Origin of the sequence: Porphyromonas sp. HMSC065F10 (assembly GCF_001808555.1) — a bacterium.
In the GTDB taxonomy this organism is placed as follows: domain Bacteria; phylum Bacteroidota; class Bacteroidia; order Bacteroidales; family Porphyromonadaceae; genus Porphyromonas_A.
In genome coordinates this window covers 29,418-52,799 of sequence record NZ_KV793775.1, presented here as the reverse complement: position 1 = coordinate 52,799, position 23,382 = coordinate 29,418, and the positions used below count along the sequence as shown (strand labels likewise).

The following is a 23,382-nucleotide window of genomic DNA, read 5'->3' as shown; positions in this document are numbered from 1 at the left end:
CCCCTCCCAGCACATCAAAATGCGAATTAACCTGATCAAGGGCGGGGTGGGGCGATGCGTAAGAGCTTGAATGACTTGCAGTAGAGGGAAGTATTTCGTACCTTTGCACTCCGAAGCGGTGGGGTGTACCCTGTCGCAAGCGAGAAATAGCCTGGCAATCACGCCGGTAAGGTGCGTGATGGCGGGCGATGAATCGATTATAGGTTTTATTATCAAAGCAAGATGCCAACAATTCAACAGCTAGTCCGTAGTGGTCGCAAGAGCCTCCAGGAGAAGGGCAAGAGCCCGGCTCTCCAGGGATGCCCCCAGCGTCGCGGCGTCTGTGTCAGGGTCTATACCACGACCCCTAAGAAGCCTAACTCAGCGATGAGGAAGGTGGCACGTGTCCGTCTGACGAATGGCAGGGAGGTCAATTGCTATATCCCCGGTGAGGGTCACAACCTCCAGGAGCACTCTATCGTGCTCGTCCGTGGTGGTCGTGTGAAGGATCTCCCCGGTGTGCGCTACCACATCGTCCGCGGTACTCTCGATACCGGCGGCGTAGCGGATCGCAAGCAGCGTCGCAGTAAGTACGGCGTGAAGAGACCTAAGGAGAAGAAGTAAGCCAAGCGGCGACTTCGACTTCCGAAGTTTATCATCTCCCCTCGTCCGCCTCGTGCGGTGCCCGGTCAGTGGATCGCGGCAGTAGGGCAGAGCGTATAATGTAGCAAAGGAGAGCAGAGTGAGAGCACTGCGATCGAGAGTGGCCATCACAGGCCCTACCGGGAGTAGGCATGCTAAGCCGAAGGACCCCGGTGAGTAAGATCGAGGAAGTGTCTGAGATATCTCCATCACACTCTCTGACTTAATGAAATAGCGGCGGTGTGCCGGTCTTATATCTGAGACGGACCGCATACCCTATGTCGGCTGAGGTCTCCTATGTGAGACATAGCGCCGCTATAGTATCGGAGCCCCATCCTCGCGTACGAGGATGCTGTCGGTAGGTAGCAAGGTATTGCGGAGACAGAGCGGACCTGTGAAGCGGCGGGAAGAGTCCCGCAGGTGGAGGTTAGCGTGGGCGAAGAGAAGCTTATGTCCGGTCGGTAGGCGGATGAAGTCCGGGACGGATCCCGATGGGGACCCGACCTTATGATAAGGAGCCTCATCCCATACTAAGAAGAGAACATATCGGGAGCAGCGCGCTCACCGCCGAGGTGGCGCTGCGCAGGTGACCATGGGTATAGTAATGACGGGCATCGGAATGGGATGCCGCCCGGGACCCCACTTGCCAGACGATCCTCAGGATCATCGGTGTCGCACCTCTCCCACAGCTCTGGAGCTTTCGCTCCGTGGTCACTCCCTCGCGGGAGGCCCGGTAGCAGAGCAAGAGAGCGTAAGTCATAACTAAGAGAAATGAGAAAATTTTCCAAGAAACAAAGGGCTATCCTTCCTGATCCCGTCTACGGAGATCGGAAGGTGACGAAGTTCGTCAACCATATGATGCTTGACGGAAAGAAGAATCTTTCCTTCAAGATCTTCTACAACGCCTTAGACATCGTCAAGGATAAGATGGCCAAGGAGGAGAAGACCCCCATCGAGATCTGGAAGCAGGCTCTCGAGAACGTCACTCCCCAGGTGGAGGTGAAGAGCCGCCGTATCGGTGGTGCCAACTTCCAGGTGCCTACTCAGGTCACCCCGGAGCGCAAGGAGTCCATCTCTATGAAGAACCTCATCGGCTACGCACGCAAGAGAGGTGGCAAGACCATGGCTGAGAAGCTCGCCGCTGAGATCATGGACGCATACAATCAGCAGGGCGGTGCCTTCAAGCGTAAGGAGGACATCCACCGTATGGCTGAGGCTAACCGTGCCTTCGCTCACTTCCGTCTGTAATCCCCAACCCATATAAGTAAGAAAGAAGTCACAATGGCTGCTAAAAATCACCTGGAACTCACACGCAATATCGGTATCATGGCTCACATCGATGCCGGTAAGACTACCACCTCGGAGCGTATCCTCTACTACACCGGACTGATCCACAAGATCGGTGAGGTGCACGAGGGTGCCGCTACGATGGACTGGATGGAGGAGGAGCAGGAGCGTGGTATCACCATCACCTCTGCCTGCACCACCGCCTTCTGGCCCTATAGGGATAAGAAGTATAAGCTCAACCTGATCGACACTCCCGGACACGTCGACTTTACCGCTGAGGTGGAGCGCTCGCTCCGCGTCCTCGACGGTGCCATCGAGACCTTCGACTCCGTTGCCGGCGTACAGCCGCAGAGCGAGACCGTATGGCGTCAGGCTGAGAAGTACGGTGTGCCCCGTCTCTGCTACGTCAATAAGATGGACCGCAGCGGTGCCAACTTCCTCAAGGCCGTGAAGTCTATGCGTGATATGCTCGGTGCTAACGCAGTGCCAATCCAGCTGCCTATCGGTGCGGAGGAGAATTTCAAGGGCGTCATCGACCTGATCCGCATGCGCGCCATCTACTGGCACGATGAGACCATGGGCGCTGACTACGAGGTAGACGAGATCCCCGCCGAGCTGATGGAGGAGGCTGAGCACTGGCGTGAGTCGATGCTCGAGGCTCTGGCTGATGTCGACGACACCATTATGGAGAAGATGCTGGAGGATCCCTCCACCATCACCGAGGATGAGATACTCGCCGCTCTCCGTAAGGGGACCCTCGACCTGACGGTCAATCCCGTCATCTGTGGCTCTTCTTTCAAGAATAAGGGCGTGCAGCCGCTCCTTGATGCGATCTGCGCTTTCCTCCCCAGCCCGATCGACCAGGATACCATCACCGGTACCGATCCTCTCGATGAGAGCGTGAAGATCACCCGTACCGTGGAGCACGACTCCCCGCTGACGGCTCTCGCCTTCAAGGTGGCATCCGATCCCTACGTCGGCCGTCTCTGCTACTTCAGAGTATACACCGGTCACCTCGATGCAGGCTCTTACGTCTACAACAGCCGTACCGAGAAGAAGGAGCGCATCAGCCGTCTCTACGAGATGTTCTCCAATAAGCAGAATCCTATGGAGTCCATCGACACCGGTGATATCGGTGCAGGCGTGGGCTTCAAGGACATCCGCACCGGCGACACCATCTGCGACCCGGATGCTGAGCCGATCCTTCTCGAGTCGATCACCTTCCCCGATCCGGTGATCAGTATCTCCGTAGAGCCCAAGACTCAGGCCGATACCGAGAAGCTCGATAGCGGTCTCCAGAAGCTTGCTGAGGAGGACCCGACCTTCCAGGTACGCACCGACGAGGAGACCGGTCAGACGATCATCTCTGGTATGGGTGAGCTCCACCTCGACATCATCGTGGAGCGCCTGAAGCGTGAGTTTAAGGTGGAGGCCAATGAGGGTCGTCCCCAGGTAAGCTACAAGGAGGCGATCGCCAATACCGTCCAGGTTCGTCAGGTCTACAAGAAGCAGACCGGTGGTCGTGGTAAGTTTGCCGACATCCTCGTAGAGGTAGGCCCCGGCGATCCCGAGTCTGAGACTCCGCTGCAGTTTGAGGACAGCGTAAAGGGTGGTAACGTGCCGAAGGAGTACATCCCCTCCGTACAGAAGGGCTTCGAGAAGGCTATGCAGAGTGGTGTCCTCGCCGGATATCCTCTCGATCACCTCAAGGTGACCCTCCTCGATGGTAGCTTCCACCCGGTGGACTCTGATCAGCTCTCCTTTGAGGTAGCAGCGATGCAGGCCTTCAAGAAGGCATGCGAGGAGGCCTCCCCGATCCTGCTGGAGCCCGTAATGAAGCTCGAGGTGGTTACCCCCGAGGACTACATGGGTGACATCATCGGTGACCTGAATAAGCGTCGCGGTATGGTCCAGGGTATGGACGCCGGATCCAATAACGACCGCGTCGTCAAGGCTCACGTGCCGCTCGCCGAGATGTTTGGCTACGTGACCGATCTCCGCACCATCTCCAGTGGTCGTGCCAGCAGCACGATGGAGTTTGATCACTTTGAGCCCATGAGCACCAACATCGCCAAGCAGGTGCTCGAGGAGAAGCACGGTCGTGCCGACCTCTTGAAGTAATAGACAATCATCACCATATTACGATAGTCAATCACATGAATCAGGTAATCAGGATCAAGATCAAGTCCTACGACCATACTCTGGCAGACAAGTCTGCCGAGAAGATCGTGAAGGCTGTCGACACGACCGGAGTGACCGTACGCGGTCCTATCCCACTGCCGACGCATAAGCGCATCTTTACGGTCAATAGGTCGACCTTCGTCAATAAGAAGAGCCGGGAGCAATTTGAGCTCTGCACCTACAAGCGACTGATCGATCTCGTCAATGCCAATACCTCCACCGTCGACGCTCTGGCTCGCCTCGAGCTGCCCAGCGGTGTGGATATCGAGATCAAGACCGATCTCTAAGCTCTACGAGATAAGTATTACAATCAATTACTAACTCACTAAATCAAGACTGAAATGCCAGGATTGTTAGGAAAGAAAATCGGAATGACATCCGTCTTCAGTGCCGAGGGGAAGAATATCCCATGCACTGTTATCGAAGCCGGTCCTTGCGTCGTTACTCAGGTCAAGACTGTGGAGAAGGATGGCTACAGCGCCGTCCAGGTAGGCTACGAGGACATTGCTGAGAAGCACGTCACGAAGCCCCTCCAGGGTCACTTCAAGAAGGCCGGAGCAACGCCCAAGAGACACTTGGCCGAGTTCAAGGATTATGCTAAGGAGCTCAAGGAGGGCGACGAGCTGACGGTGGAGATCTTCAAGGATACCCCCTTCGTCGACGTCTGTGGTATCTCCAAGGGTAAGGGCTTCCAGGGCGTCGTGAAGCGTCACAACTTCGGTGGCGTCGGTCAGACCACTCACGGTCAGAAGAACCGCCTCCGCGCCCCCGGATCTATCGGTGAGAGCTCTACCCCGTCTCGCGTCCTCCCCGGTATGCGTATGGCAGGACAGGATGGTAACGTCCGCATCACCGTCCAGAACCTCCGCATCATCAAGGTGATGCCCGAGCAGAACGTCCTCGTCGTCAAGGGCAGTGTCCCCGGCGCTAAGGGATCTATCCTTTTAATCGAGAAGTAAGACAGAAGATATGGAACTGAACGTACTAAATATTAAAGGTGAAGAGACCGGACGCAAGGTGACCCTCGATGATGCCATCTTTGGCATCGAGCCCAATGATCACGCGATCTACCTCGACGTCAAGAGCCATATGGCCAACCGTCGCAGCGGGACCGCTAAGACCAAGGAGCGTAGTGAGAATGCCCACAGCACCCGCAAGCTCTTCCGTCAGAAGGGTACCGGTGGCGCTCGTCGTGGTGACACGAAGAGCCCGATCCTGATCGGCGGTGGTACGATCTTCGGCCCCCGTCCCCGTGATTATGAGCAGAAGGTGAATCGCAAGACCAAGCGCCTTGCTCGCCTCTCAGCACTTACTTACAAGGCTAAGGACAACGCCATCGTCGTCGTCGAGGACTTCACGATGGACAGCTACAAGACCAAGGACTTCGCCGCCATCCTCAAGGCCCTCAAGATCGAGGACAAGAAGGATCTCTTCCTCCTCCACGAGGCAAGCGAGCAGGTGCGCAAGTCCGGTGCCAATATCTCTAACGTCACCTTTGCCGAGCCTGTCGCCGTCAATACCTACAAGGTACTCGACGCTGACTGCCTCATCTTCTCTGAGAGCGGACTCGAGGCACTCACAGCTCAGCTCAGCCGTGAGGAGAAGTAATCATAAGAGTAGTAAGAGAAGAATATCATGGGAATACTGATCGCACCTCTCATCACTGAGAAACAGACCGACATCACCGAGGCCATGCCTACCCGCTATGGCTTCAAGGTGCAGTACAGCGCCGATAAGAGCGACATCCGCAAGGCTGTCGAGGAGACCTATGGCGTCACCGTACTCAAGGTCAATACCATGCGCTACTCCGGTAAGAAGGAGTCGCGCTATACCAAGCACGGCTTCGTCGAGGGACGCAAGCCCGCGTATAAGAAGGCTATAGTAACGATTGCCGAAGGCGAGACGATCGACTTCTTCGGTAACATTTAATACACGACATGGGAGTACGTAAACTGAAGCCCACCACTCCGGGCCAGAGAAAGAAAATTATTGGTACGCACGAGGAAGTTACTACCAACGTACCAGAGAAGTCCCTTGTAGTCGGTAAGAAGAGCACCGGCGGTCGCAACAACACCGGTAAGATGACCATCCGCTATCGCGGTGGTGGTCACAAGCGCAAGCTCCGTATCATCGACTTCAAGCGTCGCAGAGACGATATCCCCGCTACGGTCAAGAGCATCGAGTACGATCCTAATCGGTCGGCTCACATCGCCCTGATCTACTATGCGGACGGTGTCAAGTCCTACATCATCGCACCCACCGGCCTCAAGGTCGGCCAGACCGTTATGAGCGGCGAGAACGCGGTGCCTGAGGTAGGCAACACTCTGCCTCTGGGCAAAATCCCCGTCGGTACGGTGATCCACAATATCGAGCTTCGTCCCGGTCAGGGAGCCAAGATGGTCCGCAGTGCGGGCAACTTCGCACAGCTCACCTCTCGCGAGGATACCTACGTGGTGATCTCACTGCCAAGCGGTGAGACCCGCCGCATCCTCTCCGCCTGCCGCGCCACCATCGGTAGCGTCAGCAACGGTGAGCACTCCCTCGAGGAGAGCGGTAAGGCCGGTCGCAGCCGCTGGCTCGGTCGCCGTCCCCACAACCGAGGCGTCGTGATGAACCCTGTAGACCACCCGATGGGTGGTGGTGAAGGTCGCGCCTCCGGTGGTCACCCGAGAAGCCGCAAGGGCCTCTACTCTAAGGGTCTTAAGACTCGTCGTCCTAAGAAGCAGTCCTCCAAGTACATTATCGAGCGTCGTCACTCTAAGCGTAACAGCAAGGGTACGAAGTAAGCCTCTTTTTACCAAGACAAAAATAGAGAATACAGAATATGAGCCGTTCACTTAAGAAAGGACCGTATATCAGCGTGAAGCTCGAGAAGCGTATCTTGGAGATGAATGAGAAGAACGAGAAGAATGTCATCAAGACGTGGAGTCGTGCTTCGATGATCTCTCCCGACTTCGTCGGTCATACGATCGCTGTACATAACGGACATAAGTTTATCCCCGTATTCGTCACTGAGAATATGGTGGGTCACAAGTTGGGCGAATTTGCACCTACCCGTACCTTCAAGGGTCACACCGGTAACCGCAAATCCTAAGGCCGGTAATCGAATTCATATAGAACAATACTATGGGTAAAAGAAAGAAAGAATCTGCTAAGGTCCGCAAGGAAGCTCAGCAGTCACTATACTTTGCCAGCCTGACCAATATCGCCTCCTCTCCCCGTAAGATGCGCCTCGTGATCGACATGGTCCGTGGCATGGAGGTCAATAGGGCACTGGCTGTCCTCAGATACTCTAATAAGCGCGCCTCCGAGGTCGTCGGCCGCACCCTCAAGAGTGCTGTCGCCAACTGGGAGCAGAAGAATGAGCAGCACGCCGACGAGGGGCAGCTCTACATCAGCAAGATCTATGTCGATGAGGCTCCTACGCTCAAGAGGATGCGCGCCCGCGCTCAGGGCCGTGGCAATCGCGTCCGCAAGAGAAGAAGCAATCTGACGATCTATGTCGATGCACGTGATAACGCTATTAACGAGTAAACTTCCATGGGACAAAAGACTAATCCAATAAGCAATCGCCTCGGTATCATCCGTGGCTGGGACAGCTCGTGGTTTGGCAAGAAGGCTAACGTCGCTGAGACAATCTACGAGGATCATAAGCTCCGCACCTACCTCAATACCCGACTGACCGACAGCGGCGTAGCCCGCATCGTCATCGAGCGTACCCTCAAGCTGATCACCATCACCATCTGCACCGCACGTCCCGGACGTATCATCGGCCCTGGCGGCAGCGAGGTGGATAAGCTCAAGGAAGAGCTCAAGAAGATCACCGACAAGGAGGTACAGATCAATATCTTCGAGGTACGTCGCCCCGACATGGAGGCTGCTATCGTCGCCGACAGCATCGCTCGCCAGATCGAGGGTCGCGTCAATTACCGCCGTGCCGCCCGCAACGCCATCGGTAACGCTATGCGTGCCGGTGCAGAGGGTGTCAAGGTGCTCCTCAACGGCCGTCTCAATAATGCTGAGATGGCACGTAGCGAGACCTTCAAGGAGGGTCGCATCCCGCTCCACACCTTCCGTGCCGATATCGACTATGCGATGGAGACCGCTCACACCAAGGTGGGTGCCATCGGTGTCAAGGTATGGATCTGCCGTGGCGAGGTCTATGGCAAGAAGGATCTGACGCTCGACTTCAGCCAGCCCCGCAATGAGGCCGGTCGCGGCGGACGTAACGATCGCGGAGGACGTAATGATCGCGGAGGACGTCGCGGCGGTGCCCGTGGCGGTCGTCGCGGTGGACGCGGTGGTCGTCGCAATAACGGCGGCAGGACCGAGGGCGGAGCACAGGAATAAGAGTGGCTCCTATGCAGTGGAGAAGACTGACCCTCGACGGTTGCCACAAGCAGGCAGAGAGCGTATAAGTCAGACGCTGCACCCCAAGTTATTTTATCAAGAATTGGCTAGATAATACAGCATAATGTTACAACCCAAGAAGACCAAGTTCCGGAGAGTCCATAAGGGTAAGATGAAGGGCAACGCCCATCGAGGTACCCAGCTCGCCTTCGGAAGTTTCGGATTGAAAGCCATGGGGACCACTTGGCTCACCGGTCGTCAGATCGAGGCCGCTCGTATCGCCCTCACCCGCTATATGGAGCGTAAGGGACAGGTATGGCTCAGGATATTCCCCGACAAGCCCATCACCAAGAAGCCTCTGGACGTACGTATGGGTAAGGGTATGGGAGATCCCGTCGGCTTCGTCGCTCCCATCACGCCCGGCCGCATCATCTTTGAGATCGATGGCGTCAGCTACGATATCGCCAAGGAGGCCCTTCGCCTCGCAGCGCAGAAGCTCCCCATCGACACCAAGTTCATCGTCCGCAGGGACTTTGAGAAGTAATCACTCAGAGCATAGAATAGTAGTATGAAAAATCAAGAGATTAGAGAGCTCACTATCCAGGATCTGAGAGAGCACGTCAAGCAGGAGTCTATGAAGCTCGACCAGCTGCGTATGCAGCACAGCGTAACTCCTCTCGATCGTCCCACAGAGATCACCAATCAGCGCCGACTCGTCGCTCGTCTCCAGACGATCCTCCACGAGAAGGAAATCAATGAATCCCTTAAGAATTAAGTGCGGTCATGGAAGAAGTAAAAGAGACAAGCAGAAACCTGCGCAAGGTTAGACAGGGTGTCGTCGTCAGCGACAAGATGGATAAGACCATCGTCGTCGCCGTACGATGGAAGGAGAAGCACCCTCTGTATGGTAAGTTCATCGCCAAGACGAAGAAGTACCACGCACATGATGAGGCCAATGAGTGCCACGAGGGTGATACCGTACGCATCATGGAGACCCGCCCTCTGTCTAAGAGCAAGCGCTGGAGAGTCATCGACATCGTCGAGAGAGCGAAGTAATCGACCGACTAACCACCACAAGACAATTTTAGGACAGAGTTATGATACAGCAAGAATCCAGACTGACAGTTACCGATAACAGCGGTGCCCGCGAGGCCCTCTGTATCCGTGTGCTCGGTGGTACCCACCGTCGGTACGCCTCTGTAGGCGACACCATCGTGGTCACCGTCAAGAGCGTGATCCCCTCCTCCGATATGAAGAAGGGAACCGTCAGCAAGGCCGTCATCGTACGTACCAAGAAGGAGATCCGCCGTGAGGACGGCTCCTACATCCGCTTCGACGACAACGCCTGCGTACTCCTCTCTCCCTCAGGTGAGCTGAGAGGGACCCGTATCTTTGGCCCCGTGGCTCGTGAGATACGTGCCGTCAATATGAAGATCGTTTCTCTAGCGCCTGAGGTGCTCTAAGCACCTTGCGCGACCGGGGTACTCCCCGGTGAGACCAAGCATCCTATAGAGAAATAAGAGAATATCATGAGAAAGTTACACATAAAGAAGGGCGACAACGTCTTCGTCAACTCCGGCGAGGACAAGGGCAAGAAGGGTCGCGTCCTGGAGGTCAATCCCTCCAAGGAGACGGCCATCGTCGAGGGCGTTAATTTCATCACACGCCGCACCAAGCCTAATGCCAAAAATCCCCAGGGGGGTATGGTCAAGAGAGAGGCTCCGGTGCACATCTCTAAGCTCAATCCTGTCGACCCCGACACTCAGAAGCCTACCCGTATCCATCGTCAGAAGGACGACAATGGACGCTCTCAGCGCGTCGCTAAGTCGGGCAAGGTCCTGGACTAATATAGATAGAGATTACTATGTCGATCGCTAAGAATATCAAGGAAGACTACAAGGAGCGGATCATCCCCGCGATGATGAAGGAATTTGGGTACACCTCCACCATGCAGGTGCCCCATCTCGTCAAGATCGTCATCAACCGCGGACTCGGAGACGAGCACGAGGATAAGAAGCTCATCGAGATCGCAGCCAATGAGCTGGCGATGATCACCGGCCAGAAGGCTGTCATCACCCGATCCAAGAAGGATATCTCCAACTTTAAGCTCCGTAAGGGCATGCCCGTCGGTGCTATGGTGACCCTCCGTCGCGGACAGATGTACGACTTCCTCGACCGCCTGATCAATATCGCCCTGCCGCGTATCCGTGACTTCAAGGGCCTCGAGACCCGCATGGATGGTCGTGGCAACTACACCTTCGGTGTTGATGAGCAGATCATCTTCCCGGAGATCGTTCTGGACACCGTCCCGAAGATCCTCGGTATGAATATCACCATCGTCACCTCAGCCGAGACTGACGAGGAGGGCTTCGCACTCCTCCGCGAGTTTGGTCTCCCCTTTAAGAAAAATACCAAGAGCAAGAAAGCAACCAAGTAATTATGGCCAAGAAATCCATGGTGGCGCGCGAAGTAAAGCGCCAGAAGCTCGTCGATAAGTACGCTGCAAAGCGTCAGGCGCTCAAGGAGGCCGGTGACTACGAGGGACTGCAAAAGCTCCCGCGCAACGCCTCCCCCATCCGCCTGCACAATCGCTGCAGCATCACCGGACGTCCCCGCGGATATATGCGTTTCTTCGGTCTCTCACGTATTCAGTTCCGTGAGATGGCCTCCAAGGGACTCATCCCCGGGGTCAAGAAGTCCAGCTGGTGATCCCCTCCCTGCTACAGAGTGATTTGCTTTATCTTTCCTGATACAGCAATCACCGGCAGGTAGGTAACCAAGACTAAAGGGGTCCCCTCAGCCTGAAGTGCTGAGGGGACCCCTTGGCGTTTATGGTCGGGAGGTTATCTTAGTGATCGCTGCTACCTTCTTCTCCTTGTACAGTAGACTGGTACATCTGATCTATCCACTCCTTGGGAGCGTTGATGGCTATGATATGAGTGCCGTCAGAGAGGTAGTAGACGTCTTCATTGCGATGGGTGATGTAAGAGGTGAAGCTGCGCCCGTCTCCGCTCTTCCACTTGCCCCAGTACCCAAATAGACCCCCGGATGCACAGAGGCGAATGGCCCCATTATTTATTAGGTCTTGACCGGTTAGGAGTATGGGATAGTTTTCCCGAGAGATTGTCCGAGAGTAGCCCAGGAAGTGTATCTTTATTTCCTTGGTTTTGCAATCAAAAGACTCTCTAAAGGGGTAGAAGAATAGTGGAATGACGATTGTCAAGGCGGCTATGCTGATGGCTACCCACTTTGTGACCCCACTCTGATGCGCAAGACCGTCATACATCAGATAGGCGCACAGGAGGAGTATGATAATGGTGATCCAGATAGCGAAATTATCCACCGATGGGTGGTATGTATTCATTTCGATGGCTACTTTAGTCTACAATGGCGCTCTCCTCCAAATCTACTCAAAAAAGTTTATGTCTATGCAGCACTAAATCCTGATTTGGTGTATTTTGCAGATGGCCTCCAAGGGACTCATCCCCGGCGTCAAGAAGTCCAGCTGGTGATCCCCTCCCTGTAGGGAAGATCCGGTCTGCACCATAAAGACCCAGAGGGCCCCTCAGTCACTACGACTGTGGGGACCCTTTTTTGTGCGTTGGACAGGTCGGACAAGTCGGGTGGGGCGAGTGGCAGGTCAGGTGTATCAGGTGGGGCAGGTGGACCGGGTCGATCAAGCCGGGTCAGGCAGGTCAGGAGGGGCTCCCGGGGCCGGTCAGGGATGGGGGCAGGCCAGGCGGGTTGATCAGGAGTTTCACTAATACCGATATTAGGCGCAACTAATATCGGTATTAGTGATCTCTAATATCGGTATTAGATTTCGCCCTTAGCGAGGGCGTCCGGAGCAGTCTCAGGAGTGCCTAAGGGGGACTTGCCCGGAGGAGCAACGTATGCTTTCCACGTGATTTCTTCCTGACGGAGGAGGGTGGGGATTGTACTATGTCGGTGATTTTGTGTATCTTTGCCTACTTTTCAGAGTGAAAAGGCTATACGAGGTCGGGTAACGCCTACTCCATCTATCCCCTGTGGGACAGCTGTTGACGGGCATATCCGGTGCTCTATTGTTAAATATTGTCCGCTTGTGATCCCCACTAACTCAGGACACGAGTGGATCAATTTAATGAGTTACTTATGACAGATCCAATTGCAGACTATCTGACAAGATTGCGCAACGCAATCTCTGCACGCCACCGCGTGGTGGAAATCCCTGCCAGCAACATGAAGAAGGAGATGACCAAGATCCTCTTTGAGAAGGGTTATATCCTTAATTACATGTTTGATGACGAGGATCCAAAGCATCAGGGCACGATCAAGATCGCCCTTAAGTACGACATGGCGACCAAGGCTCCGGCCATCAAGTCGCTGCGTCGCGTCTCTCGCCCGGGTCTCCGCCGCTATGTCGGTGCTGATGACCTCCCCCGAGTCCTCAATGGTCTCGGCATCGCCATACTATCCACCTCCAAGGGGGTGATGACCAATAAGGATGCAGCTGATCTCCACATCGGAGGTGAGGTGATCTGCTACGTCTACTAATACCTAACTCTAAGAAGAAGATATACATCATGTCAAGAATCGGAAAGCTTCCCATAGCCATCCCGGCCGGAGTAGAGGTATCTATCAAGGACAACGTCGTCACCGTAAAGGGCCCCAAGGGCACCCTGACCCAGGACTATGACTCCCGTCTCACCGTAGAGGTGAAGGATGGTGAGGTGCATGTCACCCGCGCTACGGACAGCATCGAGGAGCGTGCTCAGCACGGACTCGTACGCTCGCTGATCCACAATATGGTCGTCGGTGTATCCGAGGGCTACACCAGGACTATGGAGCTCATCGGAGTCGGCTTCCGTGCTGAGGCACAGGGTCAGCTCCTCACGCTCTCTCTCGGCTACTCTCACCCCATCTATCTGATGCTCGCCCCTGAGATCCAGGTGGAGGCTAAGATGGAGCGCAATAAGGCTCCTCTGGTCATCCTCTCCAGCTGCGACAAGCAGCTGCTCGGTCAGGTGTGCGCCAAGATCCGCTCCTTCCGTAAGCCGGAGCCTTACAAGGGTAAGGGTATCAAGTTTGTCGGTGAGACCATCCGTCGTAAGTCGGGTAAGGCAGCCGCTGCTTCTAAGTAATGCATGCGCCTAAGTCAAAACATCAAGTGAAGAGAGAGAAGTATGATTACTAAAAGAGAAAGAAGACTCAAGATCAAGAAGCGCGTCCGCAAGCACATCTCCGGCACGACCGAGAGACCGCGCCTGTCGGTATTCCGCAGTAATCGCCAGATATATGCTCAGGTGATCGACGATACTACCGGTAAGACTCTTGCTGCCAGCAGCTCCCTCAAGATCGCTGAGAAGGCACCTAAGGGAGAGATCGCTAAGCAGGTCGGTAGCGACGTCGCCAAGAAGGCTATGGATGCCGGTGTCAAGACTGTCGTCTTCGACCGTAATGGTTACCTCTACCATGGTCGTGTCAAGGAGCTGGCTGATGCCGCTCGCGAGGCAGGGCTTGTCTTTTGAGATATCGATCACACGAACTATTGCATAAAGATATGAAGAGAGTAACCTCTACTAATAATATAGAGCTCGAGAATCGTCTCGTAGCCATCAATAGGGTCTCCAAGGTCACCAAGGGTGGACGGACGTTCTCCCTCGCTGCCATCGTCGTGGTAGGTGATGGTAAGGGTGTCATCGGCTACGGCCTCGGTCGCTCCAACGACACCTCTACAGCTATCACCAAGGGTACCGACGCTGCTAAGAAAAACCTCATCCAGGTGCCGGTCTTCAAGGGGACCATCCCTCACGAGGTGAGTGCCCGCTTTGCCGGTGCTGAGGTGCTCCTCCGCCCCGCATCTGAGGGTACCGGAGTAGTTGCCGGTGGTGCTATGCGTGCCGTACTCGATATGGTCGGAGTGACCGACGTCCTCTGCAAGAGTACCGGCTCATCCAACGCCCACAACGTCGTCAAGGCCACCATCCTCGCCCTCTCCAAGCTGAGCAGCCCCCTGGACATCGCCCGTACCCGTGGTATCTCCGTCGAGAAGGTATTCAAGGGCTGATCTGAGAGCGAGATGTCTCTCGAGTACGATTATTACAAAGGAATAATAAGACGATGAAAATCAAGCAAACACGTAGTCGCATCCGCACTACCAAGGCGCAGAAGGACGCTCTTAATGCTCTGGGCCTCCGTAAGCTCAATCGCATCATCGACATCGAGGATACGCCCGTTAATAGGGGCAATCTTCGCATCGTCCGTCACCTCATCGAGGTGGTGGAGGAGTGATCCGGTAGCTTTACGCGGAGAGGATCCCATTACTCTCTTACTCACACGTGCTCCCCGCAGCGGGACGCCAGAGGGGTCATAAGGAGTAGGGCGGAGCTCTCCACGATAGCGACACGTCTTTTAATCGATATATAAGTATTACAACATAAGTCATGGATTTATCATCCCTAAAACCGGCTGCCGGAGCCACTAAGGCTCGCAAGCGCGTAGGCCGTGGTACCGGATCCGGTCTTGGAAATACCTCTACCCGTGGTACGAAGGGTGCCAAGAGCCGCTCAGGCTACTCTAAGAAGTTTGGCTTCGAGGGTGGTCAGAATCCTCTGCAGCGCCGTCTGCCGAAGGTGGGCTTCAACTCTCCCAACCGTCGCGAGTATACCATCATTAGTCTGAGCGACCTCGCTCAGCTCGCTGAGCAGAAGGGTCTCACAGAGATCACCCCGGAGGAGCTCAAGGCTGCCGGTCTCATCAAGAAGTCCGCCACCGCCCCCGTTAAGATCCTTGCCAATGGTGAGCTGAGCCAGAAGCTTACCGTCCGTGCACATGCATTCTCAGCTACTGCCAAGGAGGCCATCAAGAAGGCCGGCGGTGTGGCTGAGGTGCTGTCCTGATCTTTTGCTCCTCACATTTCACCCTAAGACACTTATCCCATGAAGTTTGTAGAGACGATAAGAAACATCTGGAAGATTGATGACCTGCGTCAGCGTATCCTGACGACACTGTGGCTCATCGTCCTCTATCGTCTTGGCACCACCATCGTCCTCCCCGGTATTGATCCGTCGACGCTTTCGGCGCTGCACGATCAGACACGCGGTGGACTGATGGCGCTGTTGGACATGTTCTCAGGTGGTGCGTTTAGCAATGCATCTGTCTTCGGACTCGGTATCATGCCGTACATCTCTGCCTCTATCGTCGTGCAGCTTATGGCGATGGTAGTGCCCAGCATCCAGAAGATGCAGCGCGAGGGTGAGAGTGGTCGGCGTAAGCTGGGACAGTGGACACGATACCTTACCATCATCATCCTGCTGATCCAGGGCCCGGTCTACCTGATCAACCTGCGTAATCAGCTCGCCACCGTCGGTGTGGCTATGCCGTCGACCTTCTGGTTTTACTTCCGGAGTACGGTCTACATGGCTGCCGGCTCGATGATGACCCTCTGGCTCGGTGAGCGCATCACTGAGCGTGGTGTAGGTAATGGTGTCTCCTTTATCATCCTCGTGGGTATCCTCGCACGATTCCCCTCTGCCATTGTGAGCGAGTTTGTACTTCGCTTCAATGTCAGCGGAGGTCTCTTCGTCTTTATCCTCGAGCTCCTACTCCTCCTGATCGTGATCATCGGTGCCATCCTGCTGGTGCAGGGGACACGCCGTATCCCGGTGCAGTATGCCAAGAGGACCGTCGGCAATCGTATGTATGGTGGCGCTCGTCAGTATATCCCGCTGAAGATCAATGCCGCCAACGTGATGCCGATCATCTTCGCTCAGGCGATCATGTTTATCCCGCTTACCTTCATCGGCTACGGGAGTAACATCTCGCCCTTCTGGCAGCAGTTTATGCAGGGCTCAGGCTTCTGGTACAATTTCATCTTTGCCCTTCTGATCATCGTCTTTACCTACTTCTATACCGCAGTGACGATCAATCCCGGTCAGATCTCTGACGACCTCAAGCGGTCCAATGGGTTTATCCCCGGTATCAAGCCCGGTAAGGCGACCAAGGAGTACATCGATGATGTGATGAGTAAGATCACCCTCCCGGGTGCCATCTTCCTCGCCATCGTGGCCATCCTCCCCGCCTTTGCCCGCCTGATGGGTATCGACGCACAATTCTCGCAGTTCTTCGGCGGCACCTCTCTGATCATTATGGTCGGTGTGGTCCTCGACACACTGCAGCAGGTGGAGGGTATGCTCCTGCAGCACCACTACGACGGACTCCTTGAGGGCACTCATATCAAGGGCCGTAACGGTAATATGTACCACTGATCTCAAGATAGATAGAATCCACTAACGACTGACACTGATGATTCGACGCAATCACATTATCCTCAAGACGCGCGAGGAGATCGATAAGCTCTATCTCGCCAATCAGCTCAATAGCCGCACCCTCGCGGAGGTGGCTAAGCACATCCGTCCGGGCGTCAGCACGGCGGATCTGGATAAGGTGGCGCACGACTTCATCATCAGTCACGGTGGCTACCCGGCTTGTCTCGGATATGAGGGCTTCCCGGGAAGCATCTGTGCCTCGGTCAATGAGATCGTCGTGCACGGCATCCCCAGTCCCGACATCATCCTCAAGGAGGGCGACATCATCACGGTGGACCTCTGTACGGAGCTTGGCGGCTTCATCGGCGATAGTGCCTTCACCTTCCCCGTCGGAGAGATTGACCCCAAGGTGGCTGATCTGCTCAATACGACCAAGGAGGCGCTCTACCTCGGCATTGACCAAGTAGAGGTGGGCAAGCACATCGGAGACATCGGCGAGGCGGTGCAGAAGCACTGCGAGGCGAAGTTTTACGGTGTGGTCCGGGAGTTTGTCGGCCACGGCATCGGTCGCGGCATGCATGAGGATCCCAATGTGCCCAACTATGGCCACCGTGGGACCGGACCGATGATCGAAGAGGGTCTCTGCATCTGCATTGAGCCCATGATCACCCTCGGTAGTAAGAATGTCTTCATCAGCAACGATGGCTGGACGGTCCGCACCAAGGATCGCAAGCCGGCCGCACACTTTGAGCACTGCATGGCGGTGGTCGACGGACGAGCCAAGCTGATGAGTACCTTTGACTACATCTACGAGGTGATCGGTAGGGAGACTTTCTGAGCAGAGGGCTTGCAGCTGTCTGGAGGATTTCTTATCATTGAGAGATACATTTTATAATACATCAAGGAGAAAGCATAATGGCAAAAGAACCAGCAATAGAGCAAGATGGTGTCATCGTAGAGGCTCTGTCCAACGCTATGTTTAAGGTAGAGCTGGACAATGGGCACGAGCTCACTGCACACATTTCCGGCAAGATGCGGCTGCACTACATCCGCATCCTCCCGGGCGATCGTGTGAAGGTGGAGATGTCTCCCTATGATCTCACCAAGGGTCGTATCGTCTACCGGTACAAGTAAGTCTCTAATTGTGAGTAGGCGATTTTGACCTATATGTAGCTCCGGAGGCTTGGAGCGGACCCCGAGCGGGTCAGTCCGGGCATCGAACTAATTCCAACACTAAACATTGGCGGGGACAAGGGTTGCCGCCTCGAGACTATAGCAGAGAAAGAGATGAAAGTCAAAGTTTCTATCAAGAAGCGTGACGACGACTGCAAGTTTGTACGTCGCAAGGGACGCCTCTACGTCATCAACAAGAAGAACCCTAAGTTTAAGATGCGTCAGAAGTAATCCCCCTGGAGACGCACTCGAGAGAGTGTGGTCTCGGTGGATTATGAGGACGAGAATCTTGAGCAGATGGTATCTTAGTCTACTAAGACACATCCAATCATTTACGTTTTTATAATATATGGCTATAAGAATAGTAGGTGTAGACTTACCGCAAGACAAGCAGGGACAGATCGCACTGACCTACATCTATGGCATTGGCCGCAGCGCAGCTCGCACCATCCTCGACAAGACGGAGGTGCCGCGCGAGACCAAGGTCCAGGACTGGACAGACGATCAGGCTGCCGCTATCCGTGAGTACATCACTGCCAATTACAAGGTCGAGGGAGACCTCCGCAGTATGCAGCAGATGGACATCAAGCGCCTCATGGATATCGGGTCATACCGCGGTATCAGACACCGTAATGGTCTTCCCGTACGTGGACAGAAGACCAAGAACAATGCTCGTACCCGCAAGGGACGCAGGAAGACGGTCGCTAATAAGAAGAAGGCGACCAAGTAACACGGTCATCTATAGTTTATGGCAAAGAATCAAACAGCCAAGAAGAGGAAGGTCCAGGTCGATGCCATCGGTCAGGCTCACATCCACTCTTCTTTCAACAACATCATTATCACCCTCACCAACAACCAGGGTCAGGCTATCAGCCAGTCCTCTGCCGGTAAGATGGGCTTCCGGAGCTCTAAGAAGAACACCCCCTACGCCGCTCAGATGGCTGCCGAGGATGCTTCCAAGAAGGCTCACGATGCCGGTCTCCGCAAGGTGACGGTCTACGTACAGGGCCCCGGTAACGGTCGCGAGAGTGCCATCCGCACGATCAATAACGCCGGTATCGAGGTGATGGAGATCATCGACGTGACGCCTATGCCTCACAACGGCTGCCGTCCTCCCAAGCGTCGTAAACCCTGATGATGAGATCTGAGAGCGATCGATGACCCCGTGTCATCGTCTCAGGTGTCCCTCATAGATAAGTGATGGCATAGTGTAGATAAGAGAAATGCCCCTGTAGGAGTCGCGCACCTTACCCTCCGGTTAGCCGGTGCCTCTGCCACTCTGGCGGAGTGATAGATACAGGGACGACGCGCAGCACTGTGCCGGTCCCTTGGAGGATCCCACCGATCGATCTCATATAATCCACACACAATAGTAATAGATAAGTCATGGCAAGATATACAGGTCCTAAAGCTAAGGTCAATCGCAAGTTTGGCGAGCCTGTCTTTGGCAATGTCAAGAGCAAGAAGACAACACCTCCCGGAGAGCACGGAAACTCCCGTCGCCGTAGGGCATCCGAGTATGGTAATCAGCTGCGCGAGAAACAGAAGGCAAAGTACACCTATGGAGTGCTGGAGCGTCAGTTCCGCAACTACTACAAGAAGGCGTCCAGTATGCCCGGTGTACGTGGCGAGATCCTCCTCCAGTTGCTGGAGCAGCGTCTCGACAATGTAGTATTCCGTCTAGGTCTCGCTAAGTCTCGTGCTGCAGCTCGTCAGCTCGTCAACCACCGTCACATCGTCGTAGACGGCAAGGTGGTCGACATCCCCTCCTACTCCGTACAGCCCGGCCAGGTCGTCGGCATACGTGAGAGAGACAAGAATCTTGAGATCATCCGCGAGGCTGTACAGAGTCTGGGTCACAACCAGTACTCCTGGCTCGCTTGGGATGGTGCGGCACAGGCAGGTACCTTCCTCCACGTGCCCGAGCGTGCTGATATTCCTGAGAATATCGTAGAGCAGTCTATCATCGAGCTGTACTCTAAGTAATAATTGATCCTTTCCGACTTTCGAGTCATTTAATAGCAGTGATATGGCTTTACTAGTATTCCAAAAACCAGACAAGCTGGTCTTCACGGAGTCGACACCCACACATGGGAGAGCAGACTTCAAGCCATTGGAGCCCGGATACGGTCTTACCATTGGTAATGCTCTGCGTCGTATTCTCCTCTCCTCGCCCGTGGGCTTTGCCATCAATTCCATCAAGATCTCCGGTGTGGCTCATGAGTTTGCCACCGTGCCCGGAGTTGTTGAGGATGTGACAAATATCATTCTTAATCTCAAGAAGGTCCGCTTCAAGCAGACCATCCAGGGTGAGGACGATGAGCAGGTGACGATCAAGGTCAGTGGAAAGGATAAGAAGCAATTGACAGCAGGCGACATCGCCCCGCTATCCAATTTCGAGGTGATCAATAAGTCGCAGGTCATCTGCCACCTCGACAAGTCAGCCTCCTTTGACCTCACGCTCTTCATCGACAAGGGTCGCGGATGGGTCTCCTCTGACGATATCGCCGAGTCCTTTGATGACCCGGAGCGTATCGCCATCGATGCGATCTACACCCCGATCCTCAATGTCAAGATGAGCGTCGAGAATACCCGTGTGGGGCAGAAGACTGACTACGACCGCCTGATCCTTGACATCGACACCGATGGCTCGGTGTCGCCCAAGCAGGCGCTCGTGGATGCGGCTGATGTCCTGATCTCTCATCTCCGACTTTTCCACGATGAGACGATCGAGTACGACCTGGAGACCGAGGAGGGTAGCGATACCTTCGACGAGGCCACCATGCGTCTCCGTCAGCTCCTGAAGACAAAACTCTCTGAGGATATGCTGTCCGTCAGAGCACTCAATTGTCTTCGTGCTGCCGGCATCGATACGCTTGGGGACTTGGTCGCCTTCTCGGAAGGCGAGCTGCTTAAGATCCGAAACTTCGGCAAGAAGTCTCTCAATGAGGTCTACGCACTCCTCGATGATCTCAAGCTCACCTTCGATATGGATGTCGCCCAATACAAACTAGATAGAGACTAAGTAGCATAATGAGACATAATAAGAAATTCAATCATCTCTCCCGCACCAGCAGTCACCGCAAGGCTTTGCTCTCCAATATGGCTGCCTCGCTGATCATGGAGAAGAGGATTGTCACCACCCTCGCTAAGGCCAAGGCACTTCGTATGCACGTAGAGCCGATGATCACCCGTAGCAAGGAGGACAATCTCAATAATCGCCGTATGGCATTCCGTGACCTCCAGAATAAGGAGGCTGTCACTGAGCTCTTCACGGTGATTGCACCCAAGGTGGCTGACCGTCCCGGTGGCTACACCCGCATCATCAAGCTGGGTCGTCGTCGCGGTGATGACACCATGACCTGCTTCATCGAGCTGGTGGACTTCAATGAGGTCTACACTCAGGAGGGCAAGACCAAGGCTACGGAGGAGAAGGCGGCTAAGAAGAAGACCCGTCGCTCTCGTCGCAAGAAGAGCGATGAGACCGCTGAGACTGCTCCCGTAGAGGAGGCCAAGGCCGAGACCCCCGCAGAGGAGGAGACCAAGTAAGGTCACTTCCACAGATACAGGCAAGGGAGACGTACCCCACGAGTGGGGTACGTCTCCTTTTTTTGTACCCCATTACGCAGAAAATGGGTAACTTGCCGATGTTTGTAATGATAAGACCATATCCAACTATTTCTAAAAAATACCATGACCTACGATATCGCAGTCATCGGCGGTGGTCCCGCCGGATACAATGCAGCAGAGTATGCTGCCGGTAAGGGGAAGAAGGTGATCCTCTTCGAGAAAGGCAATCACCTCGGCGGCGTCTGCCTCAATGAGGGCTGCATCCCCACCAAGGCAATGCTCCACTCCGCCCACCTCCTTGAGAAGATCAGCAATGCCGATAAGTACGGCATCACCGTCGACGGCAATGTCACTGCCGACTACGGCAAGATCATGACCCGCAAGAAGAAGATCGTCCGCAAGCTGGTCGCCGGTGTCAAGCAGAAGCTCCTCAAGGCCGGAGTCGAGATGGTCGACGGCCTCGCCGCCCTCGATGGAGAGACCGATGACGGCATGATCCGCATCCGCTGCAACGACACCGAGTACACCGCCACCGATGTCCTCCTCGCCACCGGGAGTGAGGTGAGCATCCCGCCCATCGATGGCATCGGAGAGACCGAGTACTGGACCTCCACCGAGGCCCTCAGCGCCCCCGAGCTACCCAAGTCGATCCTCATCATCGGCGGAGGAGTGATTGGGATGGAGTTTGCAGGCTTCTACTCCGCCATGGGCGTCGATGTGACGGTCGTGGAGATGATCCCCAAGATTCTCGGCCCGATGGACTCTGAGGTCTCCTCGCTCCTCCAGCAGGAGTACGAGAAGGCGGGGGTAAAGTTTTTCCTCCAGGCCAAGGTGGTCTCCCTCCATACCGGAGCCGTTACCATAGAGACCTACGAGGGGCAGCGAGAGGTCCTCGAGGCTGAGCGCATTCTCCTCTCCACCGGCCGCCGACCCATCACCGAGGGGCTGGGGCTGGAGACGCTCGACATCGAGATGAACCGCCGTGCCATCAAGGTCGACAGCCACATGCGCACCTCTCACAAGCACGTCTACGCTGCAGGTGACTGCGTCGGAGGGATCATGCTCGCCCATGTCGGTTACTACGAGGGCGAGGTGGCCATCCGCAATATCGTCGATGGTGCCGATGAGGAGGCTCGCTACGACTCCATCCCCTCAGTCATCTACACCAGCCCCGAGTTTGCAAGCGTGGGGGCCAGTGAGGATGAGCTGCAGAAGGCCGGCACCGACTACAAGGCGCTCAAGATCCCGATGACCTTTGCCGGACGCTTCATTGTAGAGAATGAGCGCGCCACCGGACTCTTCAAGATCCTCTACCACGCCGAGACGAAGAAGGTCCTCGGGGTACAGATCTATGGTGACCCCGCATCTGAGATCATCGCCATCGGCGGTCTGGCGATCACTGAGGGCATGACGCTCGATGAGCTCCGCCATCAGATCTTCCCCCACCCGACGGTTGCCGAGATCTTCCACGAGGCTGCCTATATGGCTGAGGACTGATCCGTACCACCATATATGTGCAAAGGTCGTGACGCCACATAGGGCATCACGACCTTTGTGTTTGAGAGGCGCCATCGCCATCATCCCCTATTTCCTCTGCCTTTCGCACTATCTCATCGGACGAGTCCGGACAGTGCGATAGACACTTGGTCCTCACTTGGAGGAGGCAAGGTTATTCGGTTGGCGCCTTGTCAGGCTTAGGGATCTTGAAGCTGACCGGGATGTTAAAGCGGGCTCTTACAGGCTGGCCATCTTGCTTACCTGGTTTCCACTTTGGCATCGCACTAACCACTCTTATGGCCTCTTTGTCAAGTAACTCGTGGACGCTTCGTTTTACCTCGACAGTGGAGATAGAGCCATCCTTTTCGACGATGAAAGAGACCATCACGCGCCCCTCGATATTGGCCTTGACAGCCTCCTTTGGGTATTGGATGTTTTGGGCGATCCACTGCAT

At 55.1% G+C, this 23,382-nt stretch carries 37 protein-coding genes; 34 read left to right on the top strand and 3 right to left on the bottom strand.

Going from position 1 to position 23,382, the window contains the following annotated elements:
• Nucleotides 1-222 precede the first annotated feature (222 nt).
• Nucleotides 223-603 carry a 30S ribosomal protein S12 gene (rpsL, locus tag HMPREF2890_RS03710; protein WP_070465563.1) on the top strand — a complete coding sequence of 127 codons (381 nt, stop codon included), beginning with the start codon at nucleotides 223-225 and terminating at the stop codon, nucleotides 601-603.
• 538 nt (nucleotides 604-1,141) lie between these two features.
• On the opposite strand, the gene HMPREF2890_RS08965 is transcribed toward rpsL, so the two are convergent.
• Nucleotides 1,142-1,381: a hypothetical protein gene (locus HMPREF2890_RS08965; RefSeq protein ID WP_148130664.1), complete on the bottom strand. Its 240-nt coding sequence runs from the start codon at nucleotides 1,379-1,381 to the stop codon at nucleotides 1,142-1,144.
• Between the two features lie 11 nt (nucleotides 1,382-1,392).
• On the opposite strand from HMPREF2890_RS08965, the gene rpsG reads away from it, so the two are divergent.
• The 17 genes from rpsG (at nucleotide 1,393) to rpsN (ending at nucleotide 11,148) form a co-directional block, all read left to right on the top strand.
• Entirely contained in the window at nucleotides 1,393-1,869 is a 477-nt protein-coding gene (rpsG, locus tag HMPREF2890_RS03705) for a 30S ribosomal protein S7 (protein WP_070465560.1), read from the top strand.
• A gap of 33 nt (nucleotides 1,870-1,902) precedes the next feature.
• Complete coding sequence (gene fusA, locus HMPREF2890_RS03700) at nucleotides 1,903-4,029, top strand: elongation factor G (RefSeq protein ID WP_070465556.1); 2,127 nt, start codon at nucleotides 1,903-1,905, stop codon at nucleotides 4,027-4,029.
• 35 nt (nucleotides 4,030-4,064) lie between these two features.
• Nucleotides 4,065-4,376 carry a 30S ribosomal protein S10 gene (rpsJ, locus tag HMPREF2890_RS03695; protein ID WP_018106961.1) on the top strand — a complete coding sequence of 104 codons (312 nt, stop codon included), beginning with the start codon at nucleotides 4,065-4,067 and terminating at the stop codon, nucleotides 4,374-4,376.
• 54 nt (nucleotides 4,377-4,430) lie between these two features.
• On the top strand, nucleotides 4,431-5,048 hold the full coding sequence (rplC, locus tag HMPREF2890_RS03690; RefSeq protein WP_070465553.1) for a 50S ribosomal protein L3: 618 nt from the start codon (nucleotides 4,431-4,433) through the stop codon (nucleotides 5,046-5,048).
• 10 nt (nucleotides 5,049-5,058) lie between these two features.
• The gene (rplD, locus tag HMPREF2890_RS03685) at nucleotides 5,059-5,697 is read left to right on the top strand and encodes a 50S ribosomal protein L4 (RefSeq protein WP_070465549.1); all 639 of its coding nucleotides are present in this window, start codon (nucleotides 5,059-5,061) and stop codon (nucleotides 5,695-5,697) included.
• Between the two features lie 27 nt (nucleotides 5,698-5,724).
• Complete coding sequence (gene rplW / locus HMPREF2890_RS03680) at nucleotides 5,725-6,018, top strand: 50S ribosomal protein L23 (RefSeq protein WP_070465546.1); 294 nt, start codon at nucleotides 5,725-5,727, stop codon at nucleotides 6,016-6,018.
• Between the two features lie 8 nt (nucleotides 6,019-6,026).
• A complete protein-coding gene (gene rplB, locus HMPREF2890_RS03675; RefSeq protein WP_070465542.1) occupies nucleotides 6,027-6,875 on the top strand; it encodes a 50S ribosomal protein L2 in 849 nt (282 codons plus the stop codon).
• Nucleotides 6,876-6,913: 38 nt separating this feature from the next.
• The gene (gene rpsS / locus HMPREF2890_RS03670) at nucleotides 6,914-7,183 is read left to right on the top strand and encodes a 30S ribosomal protein S19 (RefSeq protein ID WP_018106956.1); all 270 of its coding nucleotides are present in this window, start codon (nucleotides 6,914-6,916) and stop codon (nucleotides 7,181-7,183) included.
• 32 nt (nucleotides 7,184-7,215) lie between these two features.
• Nucleotides 7,216-7,623: a 50S ribosomal protein L22 gene (gene rplV, locus HMPREF2890_RS03665; RefSeq protein ID WP_070465539.1), complete on the top strand. Its 408-nt coding sequence runs from the start codon at nucleotides 7,216-7,218 to the stop codon at nucleotides 7,621-7,623.
• A gap of 6 nt (nucleotides 7,624-7,629) precedes the next feature.
• The gene (rpsC, locus tag HMPREF2890_RS03660) at nucleotides 7,630-8,439 is read left to right on the top strand and encodes a 30S ribosomal protein S3 (RefSeq protein WP_070465536.1); all 810 of its coding nucleotides are present in this window, start codon (nucleotides 7,630-7,632) and stop codon (nucleotides 8,437-8,439) included.
• A 124-nt stretch (nucleotides 8,440-8,563) separates the two neighbouring features.
• Entirely contained in the window at nucleotides 8,564-8,983 is a 420-nt protein-coding gene (gene rplP / locus HMPREF2890_RS03655; protein ID WP_070465531.1) for a 50S ribosomal protein L16, read from the top strand.
• A gap of 24 nt (nucleotides 8,984-9,007) precedes the next feature.
• Nucleotides 9,008-9,214, top strand: coding sequence for a 50S ribosomal protein L29 (gene rpmC / locus HMPREF2890_RS03650; RefSeq protein ID WP_070465528.1), 207 nt, complete (start codon nucleotides 9,008-9,010; stop codon nucleotides 9,212-9,214).
• An 8-nt stretch (nucleotides 9,215-9,222) separates the two neighbouring features.
• A complete protein-coding gene (gene rpsQ, locus HMPREF2890_RS03645) occupies nucleotides 9,223-9,495 on the top strand; it encodes a 30S ribosomal protein S17 (RefSeq protein WP_070465525.1) in 273 nt (90 codons plus the stop codon).
• A 41-nt stretch (nucleotides 9,496-9,536) separates the two neighbouring features.
• A complete protein-coding gene (rplN, locus tag HMPREF2890_RS03640; protein ID WP_018106950.1) occupies nucleotides 9,537-9,902 on the top strand; it encodes a 50S ribosomal protein L14 in 366 nt (121 codons plus the stop codon).
• Between the two features lie 66 nt (nucleotides 9,903-9,968).
• Nucleotides 9,969-10,286 carry a 50S ribosomal protein L24 gene (rplX, locus tag HMPREF2890_RS03635; RefSeq protein WP_018106949.1) on the top strand — a complete coding sequence of 106 codons (318 nt, stop codon included), beginning with the start codon at nucleotides 9,969-9,971 and terminating at the stop codon, nucleotides 10,284-10,286.
• 17 nt (nucleotides 10,287-10,303) lie between these two features.
• Nucleotides 10,304-10,876 carry a 50S ribosomal protein L5 gene (gene rplE / locus HMPREF2890_RS03630; RefSeq protein WP_070465522.1) on the top strand — a complete coding sequence of 191 codons (573 nt, stop codon included), beginning with the start codon at nucleotides 10,304-10,306 and terminating at the stop codon, nucleotides 10,874-10,876.
• 2 nt (nucleotides 10,877-10,878) lie between these two features.
• The gene (rpsN, locus tag HMPREF2890_RS03625; RefSeq protein ID WP_070465519.1) at nucleotides 10,879-11,148 is read left to right on the top strand and encodes a 30S ribosomal protein S14; all 270 of its coding nucleotides are present in this window, start codon (nucleotides 10,879-10,881) and stop codon (nucleotides 11,146-11,148) included.
• A gap of 139 nt (nucleotides 11,149-11,287) precedes the next feature.
• Here rpsN and HMPREF2890_RS03620 read toward each other — a convergent pair whose 3' ends face one another.
• Nucleotides 11,288-11,803, bottom strand: a complete 516-nt coding sequence (locus HMPREF2890_RS03620) for a hypothetical protein (protein WP_070465516.1) — start codon at nucleotides 11,801-11,803, stop codon at nucleotides 11,288-11,290.
• Between the two features lie 770 nt (nucleotides 11,804-12,573).
• Between HMPREF2890_RS03620 and rpsH the strand changes: the two genes are divergently transcribed.
• The 16 genes from rpsH to lpdA all read left to right on the top strand — a co-directional run bounded on the left by rpsH (nucleotide 12,574) and on the right by lpdA (nucleotide 22,928).
• Entirely contained in the window at nucleotides 12,574-12,975 is a 402-nt protein-coding gene (rpsH, locus tag HMPREF2890_RS03615) for a 30S ribosomal protein S8 (protein WP_070465513.1), read from the top strand.
• A gap of 29 nt (nucleotides 12,976-13,004) precedes the next feature.
• Complete coding sequence (gene rplF, locus HMPREF2890_RS03610) at nucleotides 13,005-13,562, top strand: 50S ribosomal protein L6 (protein WP_070465508.1); 558 nt, start codon at nucleotides 13,005-13,007, stop codon at nucleotides 13,560-13,562.
• A gap of 42 nt (nucleotides 13,563-13,604) precedes the next feature.
• Nucleotides 13,605-13,949, top strand: coding sequence for a 50S ribosomal protein L18 (gene rplR, locus HMPREF2890_RS03605; RefSeq protein WP_070465505.1), 345 nt, complete (start codon nucleotides 13,605-13,607; stop codon nucleotides 13,947-13,949).
• Between the two features lie 32 nt (nucleotides 13,950-13,981).
• Entirely contained in the window at nucleotides 13,982-14,488 is a 507-nt protein-coding gene (gene rpsE / locus HMPREF2890_RS03600) for a 30S ribosomal protein S5 (protein ID WP_070465501.1), read from the top strand.
• Between the two features lie 53 nt (nucleotides 14,489-14,541).
• On the top strand, nucleotides 14,542-14,712 hold the full coding sequence (rpmD, locus tag HMPREF2890_RS03595; protein WP_070465498.1) for a 50S ribosomal protein L30: 171 nt from the start codon (nucleotides 14,542-14,544) through the stop codon (nucleotides 14,710-14,712).
• Nucleotides 14,713-14,864: 152 nt separating this feature from the next.
• Nucleotides 14,865-15,320 carry a 50S ribosomal protein L15 gene (gene rplO, locus HMPREF2890_RS03590; protein ID WP_070465495.1) on the top strand — a complete coding sequence of 152 codons (456 nt, stop codon included), beginning with the start codon at nucleotides 14,865-14,867 and terminating at the stop codon, nucleotides 15,318-15,320.
• A 39-nt stretch (nucleotides 15,321-15,359) separates the two neighbouring features.
• A complete protein-coding gene (gene secY / locus HMPREF2890_RS03585; protein WP_070465492.1) occupies nucleotides 15,360-16,688 on the top strand; it encodes a preprotein translocase subunit SecY in 1,329 nt (442 codons plus the stop codon).
• A gap of 37 nt (nucleotides 16,689-16,725) precedes the next feature.
• Complete coding sequence (gene map, locus HMPREF2890_RS03580; protein WP_070465489.1) at nucleotides 16,726-17,526, top strand: type I methionyl aminopeptidase; 801 nt, start codon at nucleotides 16,726-16,728, stop codon at nucleotides 17,524-17,526.
• A gap of 77 nt (nucleotides 17,527-17,603) precedes the next feature.
• Entirely contained in the window at nucleotides 17,604-17,822 is a 219-nt protein-coding gene (gene infA / locus HMPREF2890_RS03575) for a translation initiation factor IF-1 (protein WP_070465486.1), read from the top strand.
• A gap of 153 nt (nucleotides 17,823-17,975) precedes the next feature.
• Nucleotides 17,976-18,092, top strand: coding sequence for a 50S ribosomal protein L36 (gene rpmJ / locus HMPREF2890_RS03570; RefSeq protein ID WP_018106937.1), 117 nt, complete (start codon nucleotides 17,976-17,978; stop codon nucleotides 18,090-18,092).
• A 118-nt stretch (nucleotides 18,093-18,210) separates the two neighbouring features.
• A complete protein-coding gene (gene rpsM, locus HMPREF2890_RS03565; RefSeq protein ID WP_070465484.1) occupies nucleotides 18,211-18,591 on the top strand; it encodes a 30S ribosomal protein S13 in 381 nt (126 codons plus the stop codon).
• A gap of 18 nt (nucleotides 18,592-18,609) precedes the next feature.
• Complete coding sequence (gene rpsK / locus HMPREF2890_RS03560; RefSeq protein WP_018106935.1) at nucleotides 18,610-18,996, top strand: 30S ribosomal protein S11; 387 nt, start codon at nucleotides 18,610-18,612, stop codon at nucleotides 18,994-18,996.
• A 251-nt stretch (nucleotides 18,997-19,247) separates the two neighbouring features.
• Complete coding sequence (rpsD, locus tag HMPREF2890_RS03555) at nucleotides 19,248-19,847, top strand: 30S ribosomal protein S4 (protein ID WP_070465481.1); 600 nt, start codon at nucleotides 19,248-19,250, stop codon at nucleotides 19,845-19,847.
• A 43-nt stretch (nucleotides 19,848-19,890) separates the two neighbouring features.
• Nucleotides 19,891-20,886 (top strand): DNA-directed RNA polymerase subunit alpha, encoded by a 996-nt coding sequence (locus HMPREF2890_RS03550; RefSeq protein ID WP_070465477.1) that lies wholly within the window; start codon nucleotides 19,891-19,893, stop codon nucleotides 20,884-20,886.
• Nucleotides 20,887-20,894: 8 nt separating this feature from the next.
• Nucleotides 20,895-21,410, top strand: coding sequence for a 50S ribosomal protein L17 (gene rplQ, locus HMPREF2890_RS03545; protein WP_070465474.1), 516 nt, complete (start codon nucleotides 20,895-20,897; stop codon nucleotides 21,408-21,410).
• Nucleotides 21,411-21,554: 144 nt separating this feature from the next.
• Complete coding sequence (lpdA, locus tag HMPREF2890_RS03540) at nucleotides 21,555-22,928, top strand: dihydrolipoyl dehydrogenase (RefSeq protein WP_070465466.1); 1,374 nt, start codon at nucleotides 21,555-21,557, stop codon at nucleotides 22,926-22,928.
• Between the two features lie 172 nt (nucleotides 22,929-23,100).
• On the opposite strand, the gene HMPREF2890_RS03535 is transcribed toward lpdA, so the two are convergent.
• Nucleotides 23,101-23,382, bottom strand: a 282-nt coding sequence (locus HMPREF2890_RS03535) for an energy transducer TonB (protein ID WP_070465463.1), incomplete at its 5' end; no start/stop codon positions are given.